Source organism: Metasolibacillus fluoroglycofenilyticus, assembly GCF_003049645.1.
Taxonomy (GTDB): Bacteria; Bacillota; Bacilli; order Bacillales_A; family Planococcaceae; genus Metasolibacillus; species Metasolibacillus fluoroglycofenilyticus.
The window spans coordinates 187,905-209,702 of the sequence record NZ_PYWK01000001.1 but is presented as its reverse complement, the minus strand read 5'-3'; the positions used below and the strand labels follow the sequence as shown (position 1 = coordinate 209,702).

Here is a 21,798-nt window from a genome sequence, read left to right as displayed (position 1 = left end):
TATTCCTCTCTTTCGTTTAACCTACCATCGAAGCGTAAATACCATTTTTCGCAATTAACTCCTCCTGTGTGCCAGCCTCTACAAGCTCACCTTGTTGCATCACAAAAACAATATCCGCGTTTCGAATCGTATTTAAACGATGCGCAATAACAAAGCTTGTTCGCCCCTCCATTAATACTTCAAGCGCCTCTTGAATTTTCATTTCAGTTACTGTATCGATACTGCTTGTTGCTTCATCTAATAGTAAAATAACAGGATCAGCTACAAAGGCACGTGCAATAGATAGCAATTGCTTTTGCCCTTGTGATATTTCGCTTCCATCGGCTGTTAATAATGTATTATAGCCTTCTGGCAATTGCATAATAAAATCATGCGCATTGGCTTTTTTAGCTGCTTTTTCTATTTCTTCATTTGTTGCATTTAAGCGACCGTAGCGAATATTTTCATAAACTGTTGCCTCAAATAGAAAAGGCTCTTGCAATACGAATGCCATTTGACTACGTAAAGCCTCACGTGTAAAATCACGCACATTCATACCATCAAACAGTACCGCACCTTCATTTGTATCATAAAAGCGAGAAATTAGCTGCATAATTGTCGTCTTTCCAGCACCTGTTGCCCCTACTAAAGCGGCTGTCTGTCCTCGCTCTACAGCAAAGCTTACATTTTTTAATGTATGCCCTTCCTCTGTTTGCTCATATTTAAAGGAAACATTTTGGAAAGCAACTGCCCCCTTTAGCTGATGCCCCTTTTCGATATATCCTGTTTCTATCTCGTCCTGCTCATCCATTATAGAAAACACGCGCTCTGCTCCTGCGATTGCGGACAGCACCGTATTGAATTGGTTAGCCAAATCATTCAATGGACGCGTAAATTGGCGAGCGTATTCAGTAAAAATAACAATCATCCCAATTGAAGCATGACCATTTAAAGCGAGTAAGCCCCCAACGCCTGCTACAATTGCAAAACTTGCGTTATTCAGTCCATTCATTACCTTCGGAATATAGCCCGAGTAAGCTAATGCCCAAAAGCCTACTAGTCTTAGACGACCATTCCTCTCTTGAAACTCCTCTTTCACGCGTTCTTCCTGCGAAAATGCTTTGACAATGCGCTGTCCTGATATCGTTTCCTCAATCATTCCATTAAGTGCACCTACGGCTGCCTGTTGTTCCTTAAATAGCTTCCCTGTTCTACGTGTAATCCAACGCATTGCTACAAACATTGCAGGAATAATAATCATTGTCAACAATGTTAAAAGCGGGCTTAAATAAAGCATAACAACTACTGTCCCCGTCAATGTTAAAACACTGGAGAACACTTGAATAAACGCACTATTTAGTGTTGCACTTACCGTCTCAATATCATTTGTTGCACGGCTCATTAATTCTCCATGCTGCCTTTTATCAAAAAAGCTAATTGGCAGGCGTAATAATTTATTAAACACACCGACTCTCATGCGATAAATTGTCTGCTGTGCAACACCAATCATCCAATAGTTTTGCAAATAGAGCGATAATGCAAGTACAACATAAATCGCTATAAGCAAGCCAATCATAAAGAGCATACCGTCAAAATCACCTGGCACAATATAATTGTCAATTATTTTTCCAATTAAAAACGGACCAATTAATGCTAAAGCTGAGCTCACAACAACCATTACAAGCACCATTACTAATAGAAAACGCTGCTCATCAACAATTTTCCAAATGCGGGCTAGCGTTGACTTCCAATCATTCGCACGAGGTCCTTTTTTCTTCTCTGTTGTTTGCCGCAAATCTGCCTTCGTCAATACACGCTCGTAGCCAAAAGGTTTGTCTAGGAATTTCATAGCTCCTCCCCCTGTTCCTGCTGTGATTGTGCAATTTTTTTATATAAATTGCTTGTTTGTAACAGTTCATCATGACTGCCAAAGCCTACAACGCGTCCTGCATCTAATAGCAATATGCGGTCTGCCCCGCGCGCTGTACGAATCTTTTGGGTTACGACAAGCATTGTTGCTCGTTCCTTCTCTAAAGCAGCCCATAAAGCGGCCTCGGTTTTAACGTCTAATGCAGAGGTGCTATCATCCAATAATAATATTTGTGATTTTCGAATAAGCGCACGCGCAATCGACAAGCGTTGCTTTTGTCCACCAGATAAGTTAACACCTTTTTGCCCAACACGTGTCTCATAAGCATTCGGGAAGCTTTCTACAGATTCATGTATTTGCGCCTGTCTCGTTGCTGCCTCTACCTCTGCTAAGCTAGCATCGACCTTGCCCCAACTGACATTTTCCAAAATAGAGCCTGTAAAAAGAAGCGATTGCTGTGGCACAAATCCTATCATGGCACGCAAATCATCCAAATCCCATGCCTTAACATCACGTCCATTGACAAATACTTGCCCACCTGTTGCTTCATAAAAGCGTGGAATTAAATTTAGCAGTGTCGACTTACCTGCTCCTGTCGCCCCCATAATCGCTAGCTTTTCACCTTGTTTTACATCAAAGGAAACATTATGTAATACATTTAGCTCACCATTATATGAAAATGATACATTATCAAAACGCACCGTTCCTAATTGCGCTTCATTAAATTCCTCTTCTTGACCGGCACGAATTTCAAGCCCGTCCTCGATAATTAAAATTTCCTCCATACGTTCTGCCGAAGCCTTCGCACGAGCAAAAGCGATAATAATAAAGGCAAACATAGAAAATGCACCTGTCATACGCATCGCATAGTTGACGATGGCTATTAAATCCCCTACTTGTGCATTGTTACTATTCACTTCTGCTGCACCGAACCATAGAACTGCAAGCAAGCTTAAATTCATGACAAGCAGTAAAACGGGCATAATTAACTCCATCGTACGCAAAGCTTTCACCGTATCAATCTTTAAGCCTTCTGCCACTTTATTAAAGCGGGCCGCCTCATAATGCCCGCGCATATAAGCCTTTACTAAACGCATCGCCTGTAAGCTCTCCTGCAGCACGCGGTTTACTCGGTCAAGACGTCCTTGTACCTCACTAAAATAAGCCACTCCACGCTTTACCATAATCGCTAAAAAAATAACTAAAATCGGTGCACCAATCATTAAAAATAAGGCAATTTTAGCATTTACGATAAAAGCCATCACCATGCTGCCAATAACTGAAAGCGGCGCACGTAACATAATACGCAAGCTCATGAAAAAGACGTTTTGTACTTGCGTAATATCACTTGTTAAACGTGTAATTAAACTAGAAGTTGGAAACTTTAAATAGGTAGCCATTGTAAATGACTGAATCTTACTAAATAAAGCATTGCGCAAATCATAGCCAAAGCTTAGAGCAGCATGTGAGGCAAAATATGAATTAATAATCCCTACCACTAAGGCTAATAGTGATAGAGCAAGCATGACTAGCCCCCAATACCATATCGCTTGTCCATCCTGCGCCAAAATCCCATCATCAACTATTCTCGCCATAATTAACGGCTGCGCAAGCTCAACAACTAACTCAATCAACATGAGAGCGAGAGCTATGAGCGCAGGCCATTTATACGGCTTTACATAAGAAAATACCGTTTTCATCTTAACACCCCTTACCACTTTTGCACTGAGATAGAAAGAACCGCTACCTCTGTGAAAGCAAACAACTAGCTGGAATAAAGTAACCCCTCAATCAGTGAAGGTTTATTTCGTCTTCCACTGAATTAGTAGTTCCACCATTCGGGTTTTAACAGACTACTTATCCCCCAATTGAATATTTCATTTTACAGCCTGTTAATACGGGATGATCGTATTCCCTCAAGTTGTCATACTATTTTATTTTGTAACTCGAAATATAATTATGCCACAATATTCTTAAAAATTAAACTTTGCTTTGTTTTGAATTAGTATCCTCTAAAATTAGAGGTAAATCAGTGAAGATATGATTGATTGAATCGACATATAGTAAATATGAAATAAATAGCTTTCTATTTTTAATGAGAAATTATTCTCTCTTTTCTTTTACAAAATAAACAATTGTAACGTCCTTTAGAAAATTTTTTCAAAATACACCCACATACCGTTTCAAAAGATATATAATATACTCAATTGGAAAAATTATATTCATACTTTATACCTAAAACACTTTATGCACATCCCTTTTTAATCTAAAAATAGAGGAGGACCATTCGGTATGAAAGGATTACAACTATCTAACATTAATAAAGAACTATTGGACCAAACGCAGTTCCCTTCCTTTATTATTGATAAGCGCGGGTACTTATTACAATGGACAGCAGCCTGTGAAAACTTATTAGGATATGCGACACAAGATTTTTCTTCTGGGTCAGCTATATTTACTGAACAATTATTTTCCATGGCCCCCCCGCATATTTATGAAACAATTTTAAAGAGTAAGGAAGCGATAAAGCTTGAACCTTTACAGCTATTAACGAAAACGGAGCAATTAATTGAAGCTGCACTTATGGCATCACCTTGCCAATTTGAAGAGCAACAAGGAATATTGATTACCTGCATTCCAATGAAAAATATCCGCACATTCCACCATGATGGTGATATGCTTGTTCATTTGAAAAACAGCATTATGTCTTATTTCATGGTTGTGACAGTTGATTATGAAGGTCTTATTACACAATGCAATGATTTATTTTTAAAAACAAGTCACTGGACACCGAAGCGCGTTATTGGAAAGTCTTTTTGGCAGCTATTCCCAAAATCCTCTACAGGCATGCAAGCTGCTGAGGAAATTTGGGAAACACTGCAGAAGGGCAATATGTGGAAGGGCGAGGTAGAAAAAATCACAAAGGATGGTATGCTTTATTGGACTGATTTATTAGCCATCCCGATAGCAGGCAATCGCTCATTTTTATTGATTGAAAAAGATATTACACGCGATAAAACGATACAGCTACAGCTTGAAAAAATCGCTTATATTGACACAGAAACAGGCTTTATGAATGTACATCGTCTGGAGCAATTAATAGATGAAATGATACAGGAAGATCGCCGATTCTCTTTTGTTTATATTAGCATCGATAAGTTTTACACGCTGAAGGGCTTGTCAGAGTTTAATGCTACGCAAACGCTAGCCGCAGATTTTGCAAAGCGCATTAAAATGTATTTTCAGGACAGTACAGCGGCGCGCATTAATGCAAGTGATTTTGTTGTTATCACACCTTTACCAGAATGGTTTATTCAAGGGTTTTTAGCATATTTACAACAAAATCCTATTTACAACGATAATATCGCCGTGCCACTTTCAATTAGTGGTAGTATCACACGTTTTCCAGAGGACCAATTATCTTTCGCTCAGATGATGAAGGCCTCTACTAGAACAATAACAAATGTACGCAAAGCAGGAGGTAATAGCATTATGTCGCTTTCTAAAGAAGCGCATAAAGCTTTAAGTCGACAAGCACTTATTGAAAAGCGCCTTTTACTGGCTCTTGACCAAAAAAACTTAAATGTCCTATATCAGCCACAGCTAGATATGCAAACAGGAGCAATTGTTGCGGCTGAGGCACTTGTCCGCTGGATGGATGAGGAAATTGGGGTTGTCACACCAGATGAATTAATACCAATAGCTGAAGAAACAGGGCTTATCCACTCCATTGGTTCTTTTGTTTTAGAGCAAGCATGTGAGCAAGCTTTAGCATGGCAAAAGCAGGGGATTCCATTAAAAGTAAGTATCAATGTTTCGATTCGTGAATTCCGAGACAAAAATATGGCTCGCTCCATTTTAGAAACATTGGAACGTACAAAATGCCCTGCCCACTTAATTCAAATCGAAATTACTGAGAAATTTGCATTAGAGGCAGAAAGCGAAACAGCAATCATGAAGCAAATGCGTAAACTAGAGCAGGAGGGTATCGCTTTTGTGCTCGATGATTTCGGCACAGGCTATGCTTCTTTCCGCTACATGCAATTATTGCCTCTTAAAACAATAAAGATTGATGCAACATTTATTCGAGCAATGACACAATCTGAAAAAACAGAGCATCTTGTACGCGGTATTATACAGCTAGCTAAATCGATGCAACTTACGATTTTAGCAGAGGGTGTTGAAACCGCAGAACAATTTAAAATATTAAAAAGCTCGGGCTGTGATTTAGTACAAGGCTTCTATGTATGTAAGCCAACAACTGCTGATGATGTGAAGGCACTATATTACAATAAAATATAGAAGGAAAACATTAAGACGAGCGGGGGACTGTCCAAAAAGTCGAGCATAGCCGGCATTTTGGACAGTAGCGATGATGTTTCACAAAATGTTGATTCGTATAAACAGAAAACGCCTCTTTTAAAAATGGGATGAACATTGGCTTTAGCAGTGTTATCCTTCAGTAAAAGGGAACATTGATTTCAATGCGGTGTCAAAACAAAATAGACTTTTCGGACAACTCCCCGCTCCAAAGTTTATTCTACGTTTTTACATTCGAAGCCTATCTTTTCACTTTCACAAATGATTGGATAGAGGTTTTTCCTTTTCGTAGCATGCTAAACAAAATTTGCATTATAACTTCAGCAAATACGAGCCCCATCGCGATGGCCCCTGAAATCATAAAGACGCGCATTCCATTTTGCATTCCTAATGCATAATCTAGCTCTACAATGCTGCGCATCGTATTGTAGGCAACCCCTCCCGGAACAAGCGGGATAATGCCTGATACACTATAAATAATCATTGGCATACGGAATCTTCTTGCTAATGCTTGAGCTAAAATAGCTACAACAAATGCGCCAGCAAATGAGGCTTTCACCTCGTCCACCCCATGCGACCCAAGCTCATAGTAAATGAGCCAGCCGATTGCTCCAACGGCTCCACAATATGGAATAGCTTTAATTGGTGCATTAAATATTACACCAAAACAGGCTGTTGCTATAAAGCTAAAAATTATTTGAATGATATACTCCATCTATTCCCCTCCGTTACCATGCCATCACAAGTGCAATGCCTGCACCGATTGCAAATGCTGTTAAAAAGGCTTCAGCGCCCTTTGCCATCCCAGCGGTAAAATGCCCTGCCATTAAATCACGTACCGCATTTGTAATAAGAAGACCGGGTACAAGCGGCATAACAGAACCAATTATAATTTTATCTATTTGTGTGCCATAACCGAAATAAAGCGCCAGTGAGGCAATCATTCCAACTACAAGTGTAGCAACAAACTCAGAGAAAAATTTTACCCGAGTTAGCTTCTGCATCATTGTTGCAACATATAGCCCCGCGCCGCCTGCTATGAAGGCTGCCGGCATATCTCCCCATATTCCACCAAATAATATTAAAAAGCTAATACTAGCAAAGGAGGCTGCTAAAACCTGTATAATAATTGGTAGAAAATAATTTGTTTTTTGTATCTTATTTAACTCGTCATATGCTTGTTCTAATGTTATGATGTGAGATGTAAGCTTTCGCGACACATTATTAACAAGTGCAATACGGTGTAAATCTGTCACTCTTGTTGAAATAGCTGAAATACGTGTCGGCTGTGTTTTACCGAGAGAAAATATAATACCAGTTGGAGTTACATAGCTTTGGGCATCATTCATATTTTGTGAACGCGCCATTCGAAGCATCGTATCCTCCACTCGATATGTTTCTGCTCCACTTTCCATCATAATGCGACCAGCCAATAAGAAGCAATCAATGGCTAGTTCGTTTTGTTGGGGCTTCTCTATCATCTTTCAAACCTCCCTTGGTATTTTAACTGAACTAAAAGCAAACTTTATCTATTTCTCTTAATAGTAGTGACTACTATCTTTATATTCAAGTCGTAATAGATTAAATCAGGCGTATTGATTAACCTTTATTTTATAAACAACGCCTAACAATTCGTTGATTTCCATTACCGGGGACGCTTTTCTCGGAGTGCGGCTTCAACTAGGTTTTTTCGAGCATGCTTGAAAACCCCTCTTCAAAAACTAAAGTCATTAAGCCGATTCGATTATATACATATTAGCGTGTATTTGATTATCCGCCTAAATAAAGTGAAACTTCAATCAGTGGGGGTTCCCCTCATCTCTCACTTATCCTTTAGCGTATTTTCACTTAAATCTTGAAGTGGGCATCTTACTGCCCGTTAATGCAGGATAAAATAATCAACATTTTTTCAAAATCTGTCGTCTTTTTTCAGCGCTTATTCGTCTATATTTTATAACAGAAAGGAGCCCTTAACGCAACATGAAAACTGAACGTAGAAAAAGACGTGGACCATGGATTGACCTAATTCTTATTGGGGCAATCGTCGTTTTAGCAGCAGCCATTGTATTCTTTACAATTATTAACCCAGAGTCAAAGTTCCAACAAGTGAACGAGCCCGAACAAACTGAAACAGATGCTTTACAAGGAGAAGTATCAGAAAGCCAATCTAGCTTCCCCGGTATTCGCATTGTGACAGATATTTCAAACGATAAAATAATGCCATATGCTATTCAATATCCTCAATCAAATTCAGATTCCTTTAACGAGGCGGTAACTGAATTTATTGCAGCCTCGAAAAAAAATTACATAGCGGAAATGCGTTTAGAAAAAAATGTTGATAATAATGAAGTCGAGCCTGGCGAATTAAATATTATCTTCGAAACATACCCATATAAAGAGCATTACTATTCGTTTGTGCTAAAGAAAAAATTACGAACAAATAACAGTGACGAAATGACGGTTACAACTTATTTTTATAATAATGAAACTGGTGAACTCCTAGATATTCGTGCTATTTTAGGAGAGAACTTGAAAAACCTAGAAGTGTTTTCAACACATATACGCTCACAAATTACAGATAGTATAGAATTTGAAGGTCATTTATTAGAAGAAGAAATGCTGGCGAAAACTGAACCAAAATGGAGATTATTCGAGCGCTTCTCCATTCAAAATGAAGCATTAGTTTTATATTTTGATTCGGGTGAAATTGCTAGCCCTGAAATGGGTATCTCTACTGTAACTACCTCTCTTTCATATATTAATCCTATTCTTGCTGAGCAATTCCAAGAACAAATGGTAAGCACTGATACGATTATCTCAAATCCAGATACGTCTACAGATTCAGTTGAGCAGGATCATATTAAGCGCGTTGCCCTAACGTTCGATGATGGACCAGACCCTAAAGTAACAAGACAGGTTTTACAGCTTTTAGAGCAATATAATGCTAAGGCTACGTTCTTTATGCTTGGTAGCCGCGTACAATATTATCCCGAAATTGCACAAGAAGTATATAATGCAGGGCATGAAGTAGGAAACCATTCTTGGAGCCACCCCGTTTTAACAAAGCTTACTTCTAAGCAAGTTTTAGCAGAGTATAACTCGACGGAACAAGCCATTAAGCAAGCAATCGGACAATCGGCCACTGTATTCCGTCCCCCATATGGTGCTACAAACCAGCGGGTTAATGGACTTATCCCAATCCCTTCTGTCAATTGGACGATTGATACATTAGATTGGAAGCATCGCGATGCCAAACAACTGTTGCCGATTATAAAAAATCATATGCACAATAATGCGATTATTTTAATGCATGATATCCATGCTTCAACTGCGGATGGTCTTGAGGCCGTGCTTCAATATTTAATTGAGGAAGGCTATACATTCGTAACAGTAAGCGAAGTTTTAAAATACCATTAATGGGGGAGCGTCTAACATGCCGTGCGGCGGCTGGTATGTTGGACGCTTTCGTTTGTGCTTTGATGCGGGATAAAATGCTTGCTCGTTAAAAGAGCAAGAGGAGGATTCTTTGAAAACGACAAGAACACTAGGTTTAGCGGATTTCCTACCGAAGGAAAGAGATAAAGTGCAAATTGGATTTTCTTAATTGCACAAAAAAGAAGCTGCCTATTCGGACAGCTTCCCTTTTTTATTTTGAGAAATTCACTTTGCTTAATTTCTCAAAAGTATTTAAGTCATAGCTAACAATACCGCTTTGTGAAATTGTATATAGTGAATTATCAATATAAATCATACGGCGAACCGTCTTATCCCATTCCTCGTACATTTGGGTCGCTTGTGCTGGCTCAATTAAGTCAGCTTTCAGCTTAATTCCTTTCGTTGTCACTTCATATACTTGTGAGCCTGTGCCTTTGTAAATCATTTCATTGGCATTTTTCTCTTCGTATAAAGTTACAGGGAAGCCATAATAGCCTTTCTCAACATGACGAAGCAATGCTTTATGGTCGTACTGCACATCAGAATATGTGCCACGCCCTCCAATGATAACTGCCGACTTTTCTTTCGGATTCGCTAAATCACTTACATCAAATAGCGCTAGCTTCATGCCTTTTGTTATGACAAATGGCTCTTTAGAATATTCATTCATACGAATTTCTGTGTCATAGCCAATACCGATTAAATGTTTATCATCAAGCGGGTGTAAATAGTTACTAAAGCCAGGAATTTTTAGCTCACCTAACACTTTCGGCTTTGCTGGATTTGCCACATCTATTACAAATAGCGGGTCCACTTCTTTAAATGTTACGATATACGCTTTATCACCCATAAAGCGCGCTGAGAAGATACGCTCACCTCTTGCTAAATCTGTTAATGCCCCAACTTGCTTTAAGTTACTATCTAATATAAATAGATGGTTTTTGGAATCGGCATTACGCCCCCATGCAAAGCCCTCTGTTGTAGCAATGCGGAAGTACCCTTCGTATTCATCCATTGAGAATTGATTTAATGTCGTTCCTTTTACTTCTGCTTGCCCTACTAATTTGATTGCCGTTTGGTCAATAGCAAATTTATAAATTTGCGTATTTGAAGCCGCTGGCATAATCATCATATCTGTCATAGCACGATTGGATGCTGCTGGAGCCGCATAATCATATTTAGGTGCTGTCACATAAATTGCCTTCTGTGACATGTATAATTGAGAGCCACTACCTAAATAACTTTCTGTTTTCACTTCATTTTTTGCCAAGTCCTTTAAATCAATTGCTGATAATGTTGTATAATTTGGCTCTGTATTACCAGGGAAAATTGAAATTTTTTCGATTGGCATTGGCTCCGATGTATTTTGGCTATTGCTGTCATATGTGTATGGACGTAATTCTACGTCAACTCCCTCACGCAGTAACCAATAATTAGGTGATGAATTCGTTACCATATATAACACATCACCTTGTTTACGAATGCCTGCAATATGACCTTCTTGCCCAATTTCACGCAGCAATTTTGGGCTATCGGCATTTTCCACATCAAAGAAGGCAAACTTGGATAACGATATCGACTGCATATAATCTTTTCCTTCTAGAGGACGTTCCTCATAGCTATCATACGCAACAATTAATAATGAATTGTGTAAAATGAGCTTTGTTAAATATTGATTATCCTTAAATGCCTTTTTGGCAACAACCTTTATATTTTTAGGGTTTTTCGCATCTGTAATGACTAGCTCATTTTCAACAATTGCATAAATATAGCGTCCATCTGTAACAACAATATCCCCTTCTTCAATGCCCTCTACTTGATTATTCGTTGTCGAATGGTCTGAAGATTTGCCACTTGCCGCGCTATCAGCGACAGATTCGGATGTTTCCATCATTTCATTTTGAACACGACCATAACCAAAATTTTGATTGTTTAATACCGTTTCAAAATAAGTTACTAAATCCTTTGTCGACTTTATTTGCTCGACCGCTTTCACAACATTAAACTTAACAGACTTTTTCTTGTTGTTAAATGTCAATTTTTTAGACGCCCCTTTTTCAACATATAGCGTATATTGCCCAGGGCTTAAATCCCAAACAATAATAGCATCAGCCGTTTCGTTTAATGTCAAACGCGCATCTACCTTTTTTCCTGTAGCATCTGTAACATATACCTTGCCATTTGTTAAGCTGGCAGCTTCGATAGTTTCTGAAAATTCAGCATAAAATGGCTGCCCTTCTAACACCGCTGTAGCTGTACCCGCAGCTGCCGTTTTTTCATTTCCGAACAAAGCAATCGCAGTTATTAGTAAAATAGCTATAGCAAATAAAGTGCCTATTGCTCGTATTTTTTTCATGCTTTTCTCCACTCCTTTTTATGGTTTTCTTTCCATGTCATTAAATAAGACGGTACATCACCAATTTCGTTACAGTTTTTTTAGATAAAGTGAAACTTCTTTCAGTGGACGCCCTTCCCCACTGAATGTTAGTTGAACCATTCGGGCTTTTACGGGCAGTTAATCTACCACTTATCCTTAATCCGACTTCACTTTAGACTTGAAGTGGGAGTTTTACTGCCCGTTAGCGGGATAAATCTGAAAATCAATTACACCTCGACTAATGCTAGTCCATGTTTTTCTCGAATCAACTAAATAGGGGAATGCATAATCGACATTTTGGATGCTGTAGGTATTGCTTTCTTCAAAGAATTCACTTGTTAAAATAAGCATAGAGCTAATTTCCAACTGCACTTAGGGAAAATTGAAATCTTGAGAAAGGCGCTTCCCTCAAAATAAATATGGCTGCAGGAGAAATCACTTTCCCTACAGCCATACCCCATTTTACCATTTTACAATCATTGCGGAGCGATGTGAGGTTTCTTTAATATCTACACCGCGCTTTGCCATTTCCTCAATATATGTTCCACCTGGCACAATGGACTCTGGTGCGAAAACACCTCGCTCTGAAATAACGCCATTGCCGAGCATTTGCGCCACAACCGATGCTGTATTTGCTGTAGCACGAGCCATTGCAGTTACGCCTGTCTCTAAATCTTTTTTCACAACCATTTCGTACTCATATGTGACTTGCTCTTCTGATTTTTCACCCGCTATAATAGCACGTAATAATACTGCATCTACTTTCTTGCCTAGCTCTAACTTTTTCTTTAAAGCTTCACGTACAACTTCACGCACGCTTATTTCATGGTTGCCTACCTCTACCATATTATCTTTGCTTAAGAAATCTAAGTCTGCTAAAAGCTTGAATTTTTCAACATGCCCTTTATAGCGAATTGTTTTATATTCCAGTGTTTTTACATGCGGGAATGTTTGGTGCAATGTCGAGATACCTCCAGATGTATAAAATGCCTCCAACACCCCAAATTCATCAAAGTAAATTGGCTCTACACCCGTCAAAGATTCTACCTCGGTTAATTTGCTATCTTGAATCATTTTTGATGGCTCTGTATAATGGTCAAAAACCCCTTCTAACGAGAATACATGTGTGTAGTGCAGCGGTGGCTTCGGCTCTGTCGGAATACCGCCTACATAAAGTTTAATTGATTCCACCTTATCTAATTTCGACGCTCCGTATCCTGCTAAAATATTAACCATCCCCGGCGCAACCCCTAAATCCGGTATAATCGTAACGCCTGCCGCCTTTGCTTCATCTGCCATTGCAAGTACATGCTCTGTCACACCGCCAATATGTCCACCTAGGTCAACAGAGTGAACCCCTGTAGCAATCGCTGCCCTTGCTACCGCTTCATTGAATTCATAAAATAATGCGTTGATTGCAACATGACCCTTTGACATAACATTGCGCAATGATTCGTCTGATGTTGCATCTAATGCAATAACCTCTACTTTATTTGTATTTAATGTAGCGACAAATTCCTCTGCCGCGCCTACTACTAAGTCTGCTAAGTATACTTTTTCAACCGATTCACTTGCTACTAAATCTCGTGCTACTTCTTTCCCCATTAAACCTGCACCTAGAACTACTACTTTCATGTAATCCAACCCCTTTTATTTAGTATGTCATGTGGGACTGTCGGAAAAGCAGATAAATGCTAGATTTCCCAACAGCTGTACGCACTTTTCTTGAAGTAAATGAAAATTATTAAAGCACTGCACTTAGAAGAATTTATTCGTATTAAAAATGATAGAATAGTTGAATTTAAGCGTTACGTATCAATTTGCGCTCTTTGTAAAGTACCGCTATAGTCTACATAAATGCTTTTCCATTCTGTGTAAACGTCAAGAGCAGCCTGACCTGAATCTCTGTGACCATTACCCGTCCCCTTTGTACCACCAAATGGTAAATGGATTTCAGCTCCTGTCGTTCCCGCATTCACATAAACGATACCTGTATCTAAAAGCTGCTGTGCTTTAAATATCGTATTCACATTACGTGAGAAAATAGAACTTGATAAACCAAAGCGCACACCATTATTTACTTCGATTGCCTGCTCTAGACTATCAATTGCAATAATGCTAACAACAGGTCCAAAAATCTCCTCCTGTGCAATAATCATATCCGGTTGCACATTCGTGAAAACGGTTGGCTCAAAATAAAAACCTTTATCGTATGGTGTGTCCGTTAAGATGCGGCCACCTGTTAATAATGTTGCCCCTTCTTGCTTCCCAAGCTGAACATAATGATTAATTTTCTCGAGCGCTTGACGATTTATAACAGGACCTACTTTAACCTTCGGATCAAGCCCATCACCAATTGTAATCGCTTGCATTTCTCTTAGTAGCTTTTCTTCTAGCTCTTCCTTCACATCGCGATGCACAATAATACGACTGCATGCCGTACAGCGCTGCCCTGCTGTTCCAAAAGCACTCCAAACAATTCCTTGTACAGCTAAATCAATATCTGCATCATCCATAACGATAACCGCGTTTTTACCGCCCATTTCAAGCGAGATTTTCTTTAAATGTTTCCCCCCAAGTTCCGCCACCTTACTACCAGTAGCTGTTGAGCCCGTAAAGGAAATCACCCGTACATCAGGATGCTCAATCATTGCTGTGCCAATTGTTGGACCTGTACCAAATACAACATTCGCTACCCCTTTAGGCAAACCGACCTCTTCGAAAATCTTTGCTAGCTCATAGGCCATCATCGGCGTTTCATTAGAAGGCTTCCAAACAAATGTGTTGCCTGCTACGATAGCGGGAAACGCCTTCCATGTTGCGATAGCAATCGGGAAATTCCATGGTGTAATTAATCCAACTACGCCAATTGGTGAACGTACACTCATCGCAAATTTATTGGCTAACTCTGATGGTGTTGTTTCACCAAATAATCTACGTCCTTCACCAGCCATGTAAAGTGCCATATCGATGCCTTCCTGCACCTCTCCACGTGCCTCTTCAATGACTTTTCCCATTTCCTTTGTCAAAACCTGAGCTAAATGTTCTTTTTTCTCCTTCATTTTAAAACCAATTTCATATAAATAATCTGCACGTTTCGGTGCGGGCAACAACGCCCAACTCTTCTGTGCTTCTTTTGCAGCTTGAACAGCTACATCAATTTCTGTTTTTGTTGAGAGTGGCACTGTACCTAGTTGCTCACCTGTTGCTGGATTAATAATAGGCATTGCCTGCAATCCGCTTTCCACCCATTCACCAGCTATAAAGTTTTTCAGCTCCATTTAATCTCTCCTTTCCGTACGCAAAAACTTCTATTCTTGTGTTACATTACAAATTATTCGACATTCTCTGCTTCAAACCCTTTTTTTCTAATTTTAAAAATATTTTTAGTATTTTCGAAACTTCTTTTATTTACACTGCGTACATATAGTAAATTATATTTTTTTGATTGGACAAGAATTAAATCAAAATAAAGCCTTCGATGAATATATGTGGACGCCATTTCATCTAGGCTTAATGACAGGAGGAGCAAATAATGAACAATCACGAAATCGATTACAAGCTTTACGGAGATGATATGCAATTTGTAGAGGTCGAGCTTGACCCATCTGAAACAGTTGTAGCTGAGGCTGGTAGCTTAATGATGATGGAAGATGACATTCGTATGGAAACGGTATTCGGTGATGGCTCTGCACAGGGCGGCGGTGGTTTAATGGATAAGCTTATGGGAGCAGGTAAACGCTTGTTAACAGGTGAAAGTTTATTTATGACAACATTTACAAATACGGGCTCTGGCAAACGCCATGTTTATTTTGCAGCACCTTATCCCGGAAAAATTATCCCGATTGATTTAAGCCTTTGGAACGGAAAAATCATTTGTCAAAAGGATGCTTTTTTAGCAGCTGCTAAAGGGGTATCTGTTGGCATTGAATTCCAGCGTAAATTAGCAACAGGCTTCTTCGGTGGAGAGGGCTTCATCATGCAGAAGCTTGAAGGCGATGGGATGGCATTTATTCACGCAGGGGGCACCATTCACCGACATGATTTGCGACCAGGTGAAACATTGCGTATCGATACAGGCTGTTTAGTCGCTATGACAAGGGATGTTGACTACAATATCGAAATGGTCAGCGGCGTAAAAACTGCCTTATTCGGTGGAGAGGGTCTATTTTTAGCAACACTGAGAGGTCCGGGTACAGTCTGGGTACAATCGCTACCATTTAGCCGACTAGCAAGCCGTGTATTCGCAGCAGCTCCAGCTAGCAAAGGCGGTGGCGGTAAGTCAAGCGATGAAGGCGGTATCGGTGGATTATTCGACCTATTTAATAAATAGGCTATAGGAGTTATCTGAAAAGCTATGTGTTCCCATTGCTTTTCAGATATTTTTTTGCCTTTAAGTGAAATGGTCAAAATAGAACCTCAAAAGGAGATTGAAATACTATGAAAAAAATGTTTTTTGGGTCAACTATTCTTTTATGTGGGACAATAGGATTGATTTCAATTATAGTACTTTCAGTAAATAACCCTTGGGATTATAATGGAATTACTGGAATTTATGGATTTTTACTTGGTTCTCAAACATTGTGGGCTTTCATTTTATTTTGTTTAATGTTTATTTCAGGTGCATTTATTTCCTTTTACGAAGCATATTTTAGCAAAGTTAAATAATTAATCTATGTTTTAATGATACTATACATAACTATTTTTCTATTTGAATGGGGAGGTATTTTCATGGAGGGCGCATACCACGCTGGTGATATTATTGCAACAATACTCTTTGTACTTTTTATATGTGCTACGATTACTGCGGTTATAATTTTCTTCAAACGAGTAAGCAGTACAAAAACACAACAGAAAGAAATAATTACGAAACTAGACACGATTATCGAACTGTTGAAACAGAAATAATGAGAGCGTCCAAAAAGCAGTCTTATGCACTGCTTTTTGGACGCTCCTCCTTATAAATACAACACAACAAGCAATAATGCCGCAAGTGCGATACGATAAATAGCAAACGGTGTTAACTTAACACGTGAAATTAATTTTAAGAAGAACTTAATAGATAATAATGCGAAAACAAAGGCGCTAATAAAGCCAACTGCATAGAACATAAAATGATCTGGGTTAATATCTTCCCAATGCTTAATTAAAGATAATCCACTTGCTCCTGCCATAATTGGTACAGCCATAATAAATGTAAAATCTGCTGCTGTTTTATGGTCTAAGCCTAAAAGTACCCCACCCGAAATCGTTGCGCCTGAGCGTGAGAAGCCCGGCCATAATGATAAACATTGCACAAGACCAATTTTCAATGCTTTGCCGTATGAAATTTGGTCTAATGATGTAATTGCAGGCTTTTTCGGTCCAAACTTATCTGCAATAATCATCAAAATTGCTCCAATAATTAAACCGATAATCACTGTCTCCATTCGAAATAAATGCTCATCAATCATATCTTCAAACAAGACGCCAAAAATCCCAGCTGGAATAATACCCGCAATCACATGCCCTAAATGGAAACGCTGTGTCGAAGTTTGTCCTTCTATTTTATATAAGCCTACTAAGCTTAAAATGCGCTTCCACATGACAACAACTACAGCTAAAATAGAGCCAAGTTGAATAACAATTTTAAATGTGTTGGCAGAGCTTGAACCTAAAAATTCTTGCGTTTTCAACCACATATCATCGACGATAATCATATGTCCTGTCGATGAAACAGGGGCAAATTCTGTCATTCCTTCTACAAAGCCTAACAAAAGGGCTTTTAATAGTTCAATCAAATCCATTCCATAATTCCTCCGATTTACTTACTTTCCACATGAATAACCCATAGCTCTGAGCGACTACCGATACGCATTGGCGGTCCCCAAAAGCCGAAGCCACTTGAAACGAGCGCATGCATTCCCTCTTTATTTTTATAGCCATAGTCTAATTCAAATATTTTACGTGTAATATATTCGTTTGGCCATAGCTGTCCTAAATGGGTATGCCCCGATAAATGCAAATCAACGCCCGCATTTGCAGGTGCATTCAAATCATCTGGCGTATGATTCATTACAACCCAAGGCTTATCTCGTTCAATTGGGGCTAAATCTGCAATTTGCTTTCTTGCTTTATTCGTTTTATCTTCCTGCCCTGTTAAATAAAAACGCTCTCCTACTAAAATAGTTTCATCTAACAACATTTTGACATTCGCTTTTTCCAGTTCATCTACAATTAATTGCAGCGCATTCCCGTAATACTCATGATTGCCTAGCACCCCATATACACCATATGTGGATTTTAGCTGTGCCATCACCTCGCCCATACCCTTCTTAATAAATAAATCTGGCTTGTCATCCACTAAATCTCCGACTAAAAGCACAACATCAGGATTTTGCTCATTGGATAATGTCACAAATCTCTGCAAATGTGCCTTATTGGACAGCACGCCTAAATGAAAATCTGACGCAACAACAAACGTCATTGGCTCATCGACATCTAGCTTCACTGTTGTTTCTCTCACAACAGGCGAATAAGCATTGTATGTACCATAAATAAAAAGCACAATAAAAATAATGACAGCCACACTGCCTGTCGTGCGCGCTGTTAATGGCGTAATAAAAACAACGATATTCGCAATAATACATAAAATCAATCCGTATTCAAAAATGAACATCCAATAATTACCTAAAACTGATAAAGGACGTAATAATTCATGAATTCTACCCAACACAAAGCCAAATGCTACTACATAAAGAAGAGGCCAAAAAATAAGATTCGATATATGTATATTTATAGATGCTAGCCACAAATTGAAATTCCAACCTATGTAAAATGTCATACCGCTATAAATAACAACGATTACTATACCTATTAAATATTGCAATGATAGTATCCTCCTGTATTTTATCCCGCATTAACGGGCAGTAAGACGCCCACATTTCAAGATTTATGTGAAATTGGCTTAAGGAGAAGTGGGAGACCAACTGCCCGTAAAAGCCCGATTGGTTCAACTAACATTCAGTGGGAAGAGCGTCCACTGAATGAAGTTTCACTTTATCCCGCATTAACGGGCAGTAAGACGCCCATTTCAAGATTTATGTGAAATTGGCTTAAGGAGAAGTGGGAGACCAACTGCCCGTAAAAGCCCGATTGGTTCAACTAACATTCAGTGGGAAGAGCGTCCACTGAATGAAGTTTCACTTTATCATGCAAAAGTATAACATTACTTTCTCTATGTAGAAAAATATAAGTCTCAGAAAATCAAAAATGCCCTACCTAACACAATTCAAAACTATCAAAATGCAGCTCCATTTTATAGTAGAAACGCATTGAAAGAAAGATTTTCATCCCTTCTCCATTATTTAGAAGTAACTCCGCTAAAGTCAATGATTCTCTCATTTTTAAAGAAATCCCCTCGCTATTTCCCTCGAAGAAATACTTTGAAAAGACACCATCAAAAGCGTCCCAAACACCGTGCAGTTGCCGGTGTTTGGGACGCCCTATTTAAAATGCTACTTGTACAGCAACCGTTACCTTAAATAAATCGCCATCTACTTCAATTTTCATTCGTGCACCATGCAAGTCAACAATCGACCCTGCGATAGCAAGCCCTAAGCCAGAGCCTTCTGTATGACGAGATGTATCGCCACGTTTAAAGCGCTCCGTCAGTTCCTCTACATTTTCAACAAGCTCATACTTCGCAATATTTTTCACTACAAGCTCCGCCTCTGCTCCTTGCTGTTTAAGTGTAACATAAACGCGTGTACCCTCTAATGAATACTTTTGGGCGTTGACAATTAAATTATCAATAACACGCCACCATTTTTGTCCGTCTACATAGGCAAAAATAGGCTGGCTTTCAATATTGACTCGTAAATCTAATTTTGCCGTAGTAAAAGCTTCTTCATGCTCACCAATTGCCTGCTGTAATAGCTGTGCTAAATCAACTCGTTGCTTCAAAAGCTCGACATTCCCACTTGCCATTTTCGATACATCAAATAAATCCTCAATCAATGTTTTCAAACGTGCCGATTTTTTATCAAGTATGTCGATATATTTACTACGCTCTTCTTCAGATAAGTTAGGCTTTTTCAATAAATCCGTGTACGTAATAATAGATGTTAACGGCGTACGTAAATCGTGGCTAACATTTGTAATCAGCTCCGTTTTTAAACGTTCACTTTTTGCCTGCTCTGTCATTGATGTTCGAACACCATCTCTTAATTTATTTAAGTTTTGAGCATGCGCTGCAATCGGTGATTTCCCCTTCACCTTCACATCAGTCGTTAAACGCCCCTCTGCCATATCTTCAGCTTGTTTCATCACACGATTTAGGTAGCCCATGCGGCGAAGATATATATATAGTGTAGGCACGAATACGAATAAGAAGAGTGGTATATAAATAAGGAACAGCCCGTTATCAATCAAAGCGCCTGTGAATCCTACCCCTGCAAGGAAAAATACAATAAGCATTGCAAATGTTTGCATACCAACCGAACGATTTAAAAAGACGTCCTGACCCGCTTGCCAAATGCGAAGAGAAATCGATTCTTTCCAGCGTTCAATATCACGACTATCATCAATTAACCATAATATACTGATTACTAATGCCATGAATAAAGCAACGGCAAGCCCAAATAAGAAAATAAGCTCTATTATATTTACTAACTGATACATTTCAGCACTGTAATAGGCAATATTGTAAATGGACCTCACTAGCCCATCAACGATGTCAATGAATAGCATCCCACCTAATAATGTCAAAGCAATTGCCGCATCAATTGGTAGCTTGTTAAATAACGGCTTCACTTTTAGTAATAATGCCTCGATTTCTGCTCTTTTAGGTCGCATAAAAAAGAATAGTACGAATAATGTTAAAAGACCGGTTCCCCATATGATATAAGAAAGAATTTTAAAAGCTTCAAAACCCTCATAATTTCTTTTTAGCTCCGAATCCTTTAAAGCCGTCTTTGGCAATGTAATCGTGCCTGTAAACTTTGGTAGCTCAATAGTTATCGGAATCGTGTGCGATAATAACGCAAAATCCTCTTCAATATACTCACCTGTGTAAACTTCCATCACTACTTCACTTCGAACATTTTCAGCAACCGTATCCGATGTTACTTCAGAAACACCTTCCCAGATTCCTTCAGAAGTGCTTTCCAAAATTACTTCGCCTATGCTTCTATTTAAAGGTGGTACAAAATACTCGGAGTTTTCCTCTAAAAAATGCTCCTCGAATATCGCCGTTGCGGCAATATTATTATTTGTAAAACGTTGCTTTGTATTCACATCTACTAAATCGTAGCTAAACATTTTATAACTATTGGATGATAGGAACTCTCGTTTTTGACGCTCCTTGCTAGCAGCATAATTATCAATAATTTGCTCCTTTATTGCACGGATTTTCGCCTCAACATGTGCATCGTCCGAGAAATTTTTCTTCACCTCCTCGATTTTACGATCACGCTCCTGCTTTAGCACTTCTTTCACTTCAACTGATGCTGACGCAGAGTCTGTGTTATCTTCTAGGCGGTCTTGATATTGCCTAATAAGATTTTCAACCTGTTCCTCTAATGAACCATAGTAATTACGATAATAATTAATTTCATTTTGTGTTACTTTTATTTGCTTTTTTGCCTTCTCCGCATCAAAAGACATTAACACATTGTTATATAAATCTTCATAATATTGCTGCAACTGCCACTCGAATTCTTGGGAAGTAATAAATGATTTACCGATAATCGTATTCGCATTTCCCAAAAAGGAAAATAACGAAAATATGGTCCAAAAAATGAGCAGTAGCGTTAGGGCGCCTCTTCCCTTCTTCATT

The 21,798-nt window shown here is 38.9% G+C and carries 15 protein-coding genes; 5 read left to right on the top strand and 10 right to left on the bottom strand.

The features are described 5' to 3' along the window. Positions 1-16: 16 nt before the first annotated feature. Both C9J36_RS00940 and C9J36_RS00935 read right to left on the bottom strand, forming a co-directional pair. Positions 17-1,828 carry an ABC transporter ATP-binding protein gene (locus tag C9J36_RS00940; RefSeq protein ID WP_107941951.1) on the bottom strand — a complete coding sequence of 604 codons (1,812 nt, stop codon included), beginning with the start codon at positions 1,826-1,828 and terminating at the stop codon, positions 17-19. After that, positions 1,825-3,549: an ABC transporter ATP-binding protein gene (locus C9J36_RS00935; RefSeq protein ID WP_107941950.1), complete on the bottom strand. Its 1,725-nt coding sequence runs from the start codon at positions 3,547-3,549 to the stop codon at positions 1,825-1,827. Before C9J36_RS00935 ends, C9J36_RS00940 begins: the two co-directional genes overlap by 4 nt. 592 nt (positions 3,550-4,141) lie before the next feature. On the opposite strand from C9J36_RS00935, the gene C9J36_RS00930 reads away from it, so the two are divergent. Beyond that, positions 4,142-6,151, top strand: a complete 2,010-nt coding sequence (locus tag C9J36_RS00930) for a GGDEF domain-containing phosphodiesterase (protein ID WP_107941949.1) — start codon at positions 4,142-4,144, stop codon at positions 6,149-6,151. A 259-nt stretch (positions 6,152-6,410) separates the two neighbouring features. Here the strand turns inward: C9J36_RS00930 and C9J36_RS00925 are convergent, their stop codons facing one another. Together C9J36_RS00925 and C9J36_RS00920 are read right to left on the bottom strand one after the other, a co-directional pair. After that, positions 6,411-6,884: a threonine/serine exporter family protein gene (locus C9J36_RS00925; RefSeq protein ID WP_066167877.1), complete on the bottom strand. Its 474-nt coding sequence runs from the start codon at positions 6,882-6,884 to the stop codon at positions 6,411-6,413. A 13-nt stretch (positions 6,885-6,897) separates the two neighbouring features. Next, on the bottom strand, positions 6,898-7,650 hold the full coding sequence (locus C9J36_RS00920; RefSeq protein ID WP_107941948.1) for a threonine/serine exporter family protein: 753 nt from the start codon (positions 7,648-7,650) through the stop codon (positions 6,898-6,900). Positions 7,651-8,149: 499 nt separating this feature from the next. Between C9J36_RS00920 and C9J36_RS00915 the strand changes: the two genes are divergently transcribed. Continuing rightward, on the top strand, positions 8,150-9,586 hold the full coding sequence (locus tag C9J36_RS00915) for a polysaccharide deacetylase family protein (RefSeq protein ID WP_107941947.1): 1,437 nt from the start codon (positions 8,150-8,152) through the stop codon (positions 9,584-9,586). Positions 9,587-9,815: 229 nt separating this feature from the next. Here the strand turns inward: C9J36_RS00915 and C9J36_RS00910 are convergent, their stop codons facing one another. The 3 genes from C9J36_RS00910 to C9J36_RS00900 all read right to left on the bottom strand — a co-directional run bounded on the left by C9J36_RS00910 (position 9,816) and on the right by C9J36_RS00900 (position 15,262). After that, positions 9,816-11,960, bottom strand: a complete 2,145-nt coding sequence (locus C9J36_RS00910) for a beta-propeller domain-containing protein (RefSeq protein WP_107941946.1) — start codon at positions 11,958-11,960, stop codon at positions 9,816-9,818. A gap of 483 nt (positions 11,961-12,443) precedes the next feature. Beyond that, positions 12,444-13,616 carry a saccharopine dehydrogenase family protein gene (locus tag C9J36_RS00905; protein WP_107941945.1) on the bottom strand — a complete coding sequence of 391 codons (1,173 nt, stop codon included), beginning with the start codon at positions 13,614-13,616 and terminating at the stop codon, positions 12,444-12,446. Between the two features lie 173 nt (positions 13,617-13,789). Then, the gene (locus C9J36_RS00900) at positions 13,790-15,262 is read right to left on the bottom strand and encodes an aldehyde dehydrogenase family protein (RefSeq protein ID WP_107941944.1); all 1,473 of its coding nucleotides are present in this window, start codon (positions 15,260-15,262) and stop codon (positions 13,790-13,792) included. A gap of 254 nt (positions 15,263-15,516) precedes the next feature. Between C9J36_RS00900 and C9J36_RS00895 the strand changes: the two genes are divergently transcribed. From C9J36_RS00895 to C9J36_RS00885, 3 genes are all read left to right on the top strand, one after another. Continuing rightward, positions 15,517-16,314, top strand: a complete 798-nt coding sequence (locus C9J36_RS00895; RefSeq protein ID WP_066167860.1) for a TIGR00266 family protein — start codon at positions 15,517-15,519, stop codon at positions 16,312-16,314. Between the two features lie 107 nt (positions 16,315-16,421). Next, entirely contained in the window at positions 16,422-16,649 is a 228-nt protein-coding gene (locus tag C9J36_RS00890) for a hypothetical protein (protein WP_066167857.1), read from the top strand. 63 nt (positions 16,650-16,712) lie between these two features. Then, complete coding sequence (locus C9J36_RS00885) at positions 16,713-16,889, top strand: DUF4083 family protein (protein ID WP_161956359.1); 177 nt, start codon at positions 16,713-16,715, stop codon at positions 16,887-16,889. 50 nt (positions 16,890-16,939) lie between these two features. Here C9J36_RS00885 and C9J36_RS00880 read toward each other — a convergent pair whose 3' ends face one another. The 3 genes from C9J36_RS00880 to C9J36_RS00870 form a co-directional block, all read right to left on the bottom strand. Continuing rightward, the gene (locus C9J36_RS00880; RefSeq protein WP_066167854.1) at positions 16,940-17,767 is read right to left on the bottom strand and encodes an undecaprenyl-diphosphate phosphatase; all 828 of its coding nucleotides are present in this window, start codon (positions 17,765-17,767) and stop codon (positions 16,940-16,942) included. Positions 17,768-17,784: 17 nt separating this feature from the next. Next, complete coding sequence (locus tag C9J36_RS00875) at positions 17,785-18,849, bottom strand: metallophosphoesterase (RefSeq protein WP_066167852.1); 1,065 nt, start codon at positions 18,847-18,849, stop codon at positions 17,785-17,787. A gap of 620 nt (positions 18,850-19,469) precedes the next feature. Then, positions 19,470-21,797: a HAMP domain-containing sensor histidine kinase gene (locus C9J36_RS00870; protein WP_235615991.1), complete on the bottom strand. Its 2,328-nt coding sequence runs from the start codon at positions 21,795-21,797 to the stop codon at positions 19,470-19,472. Position 21,798 lies beyond the last annotated feature (1 nt).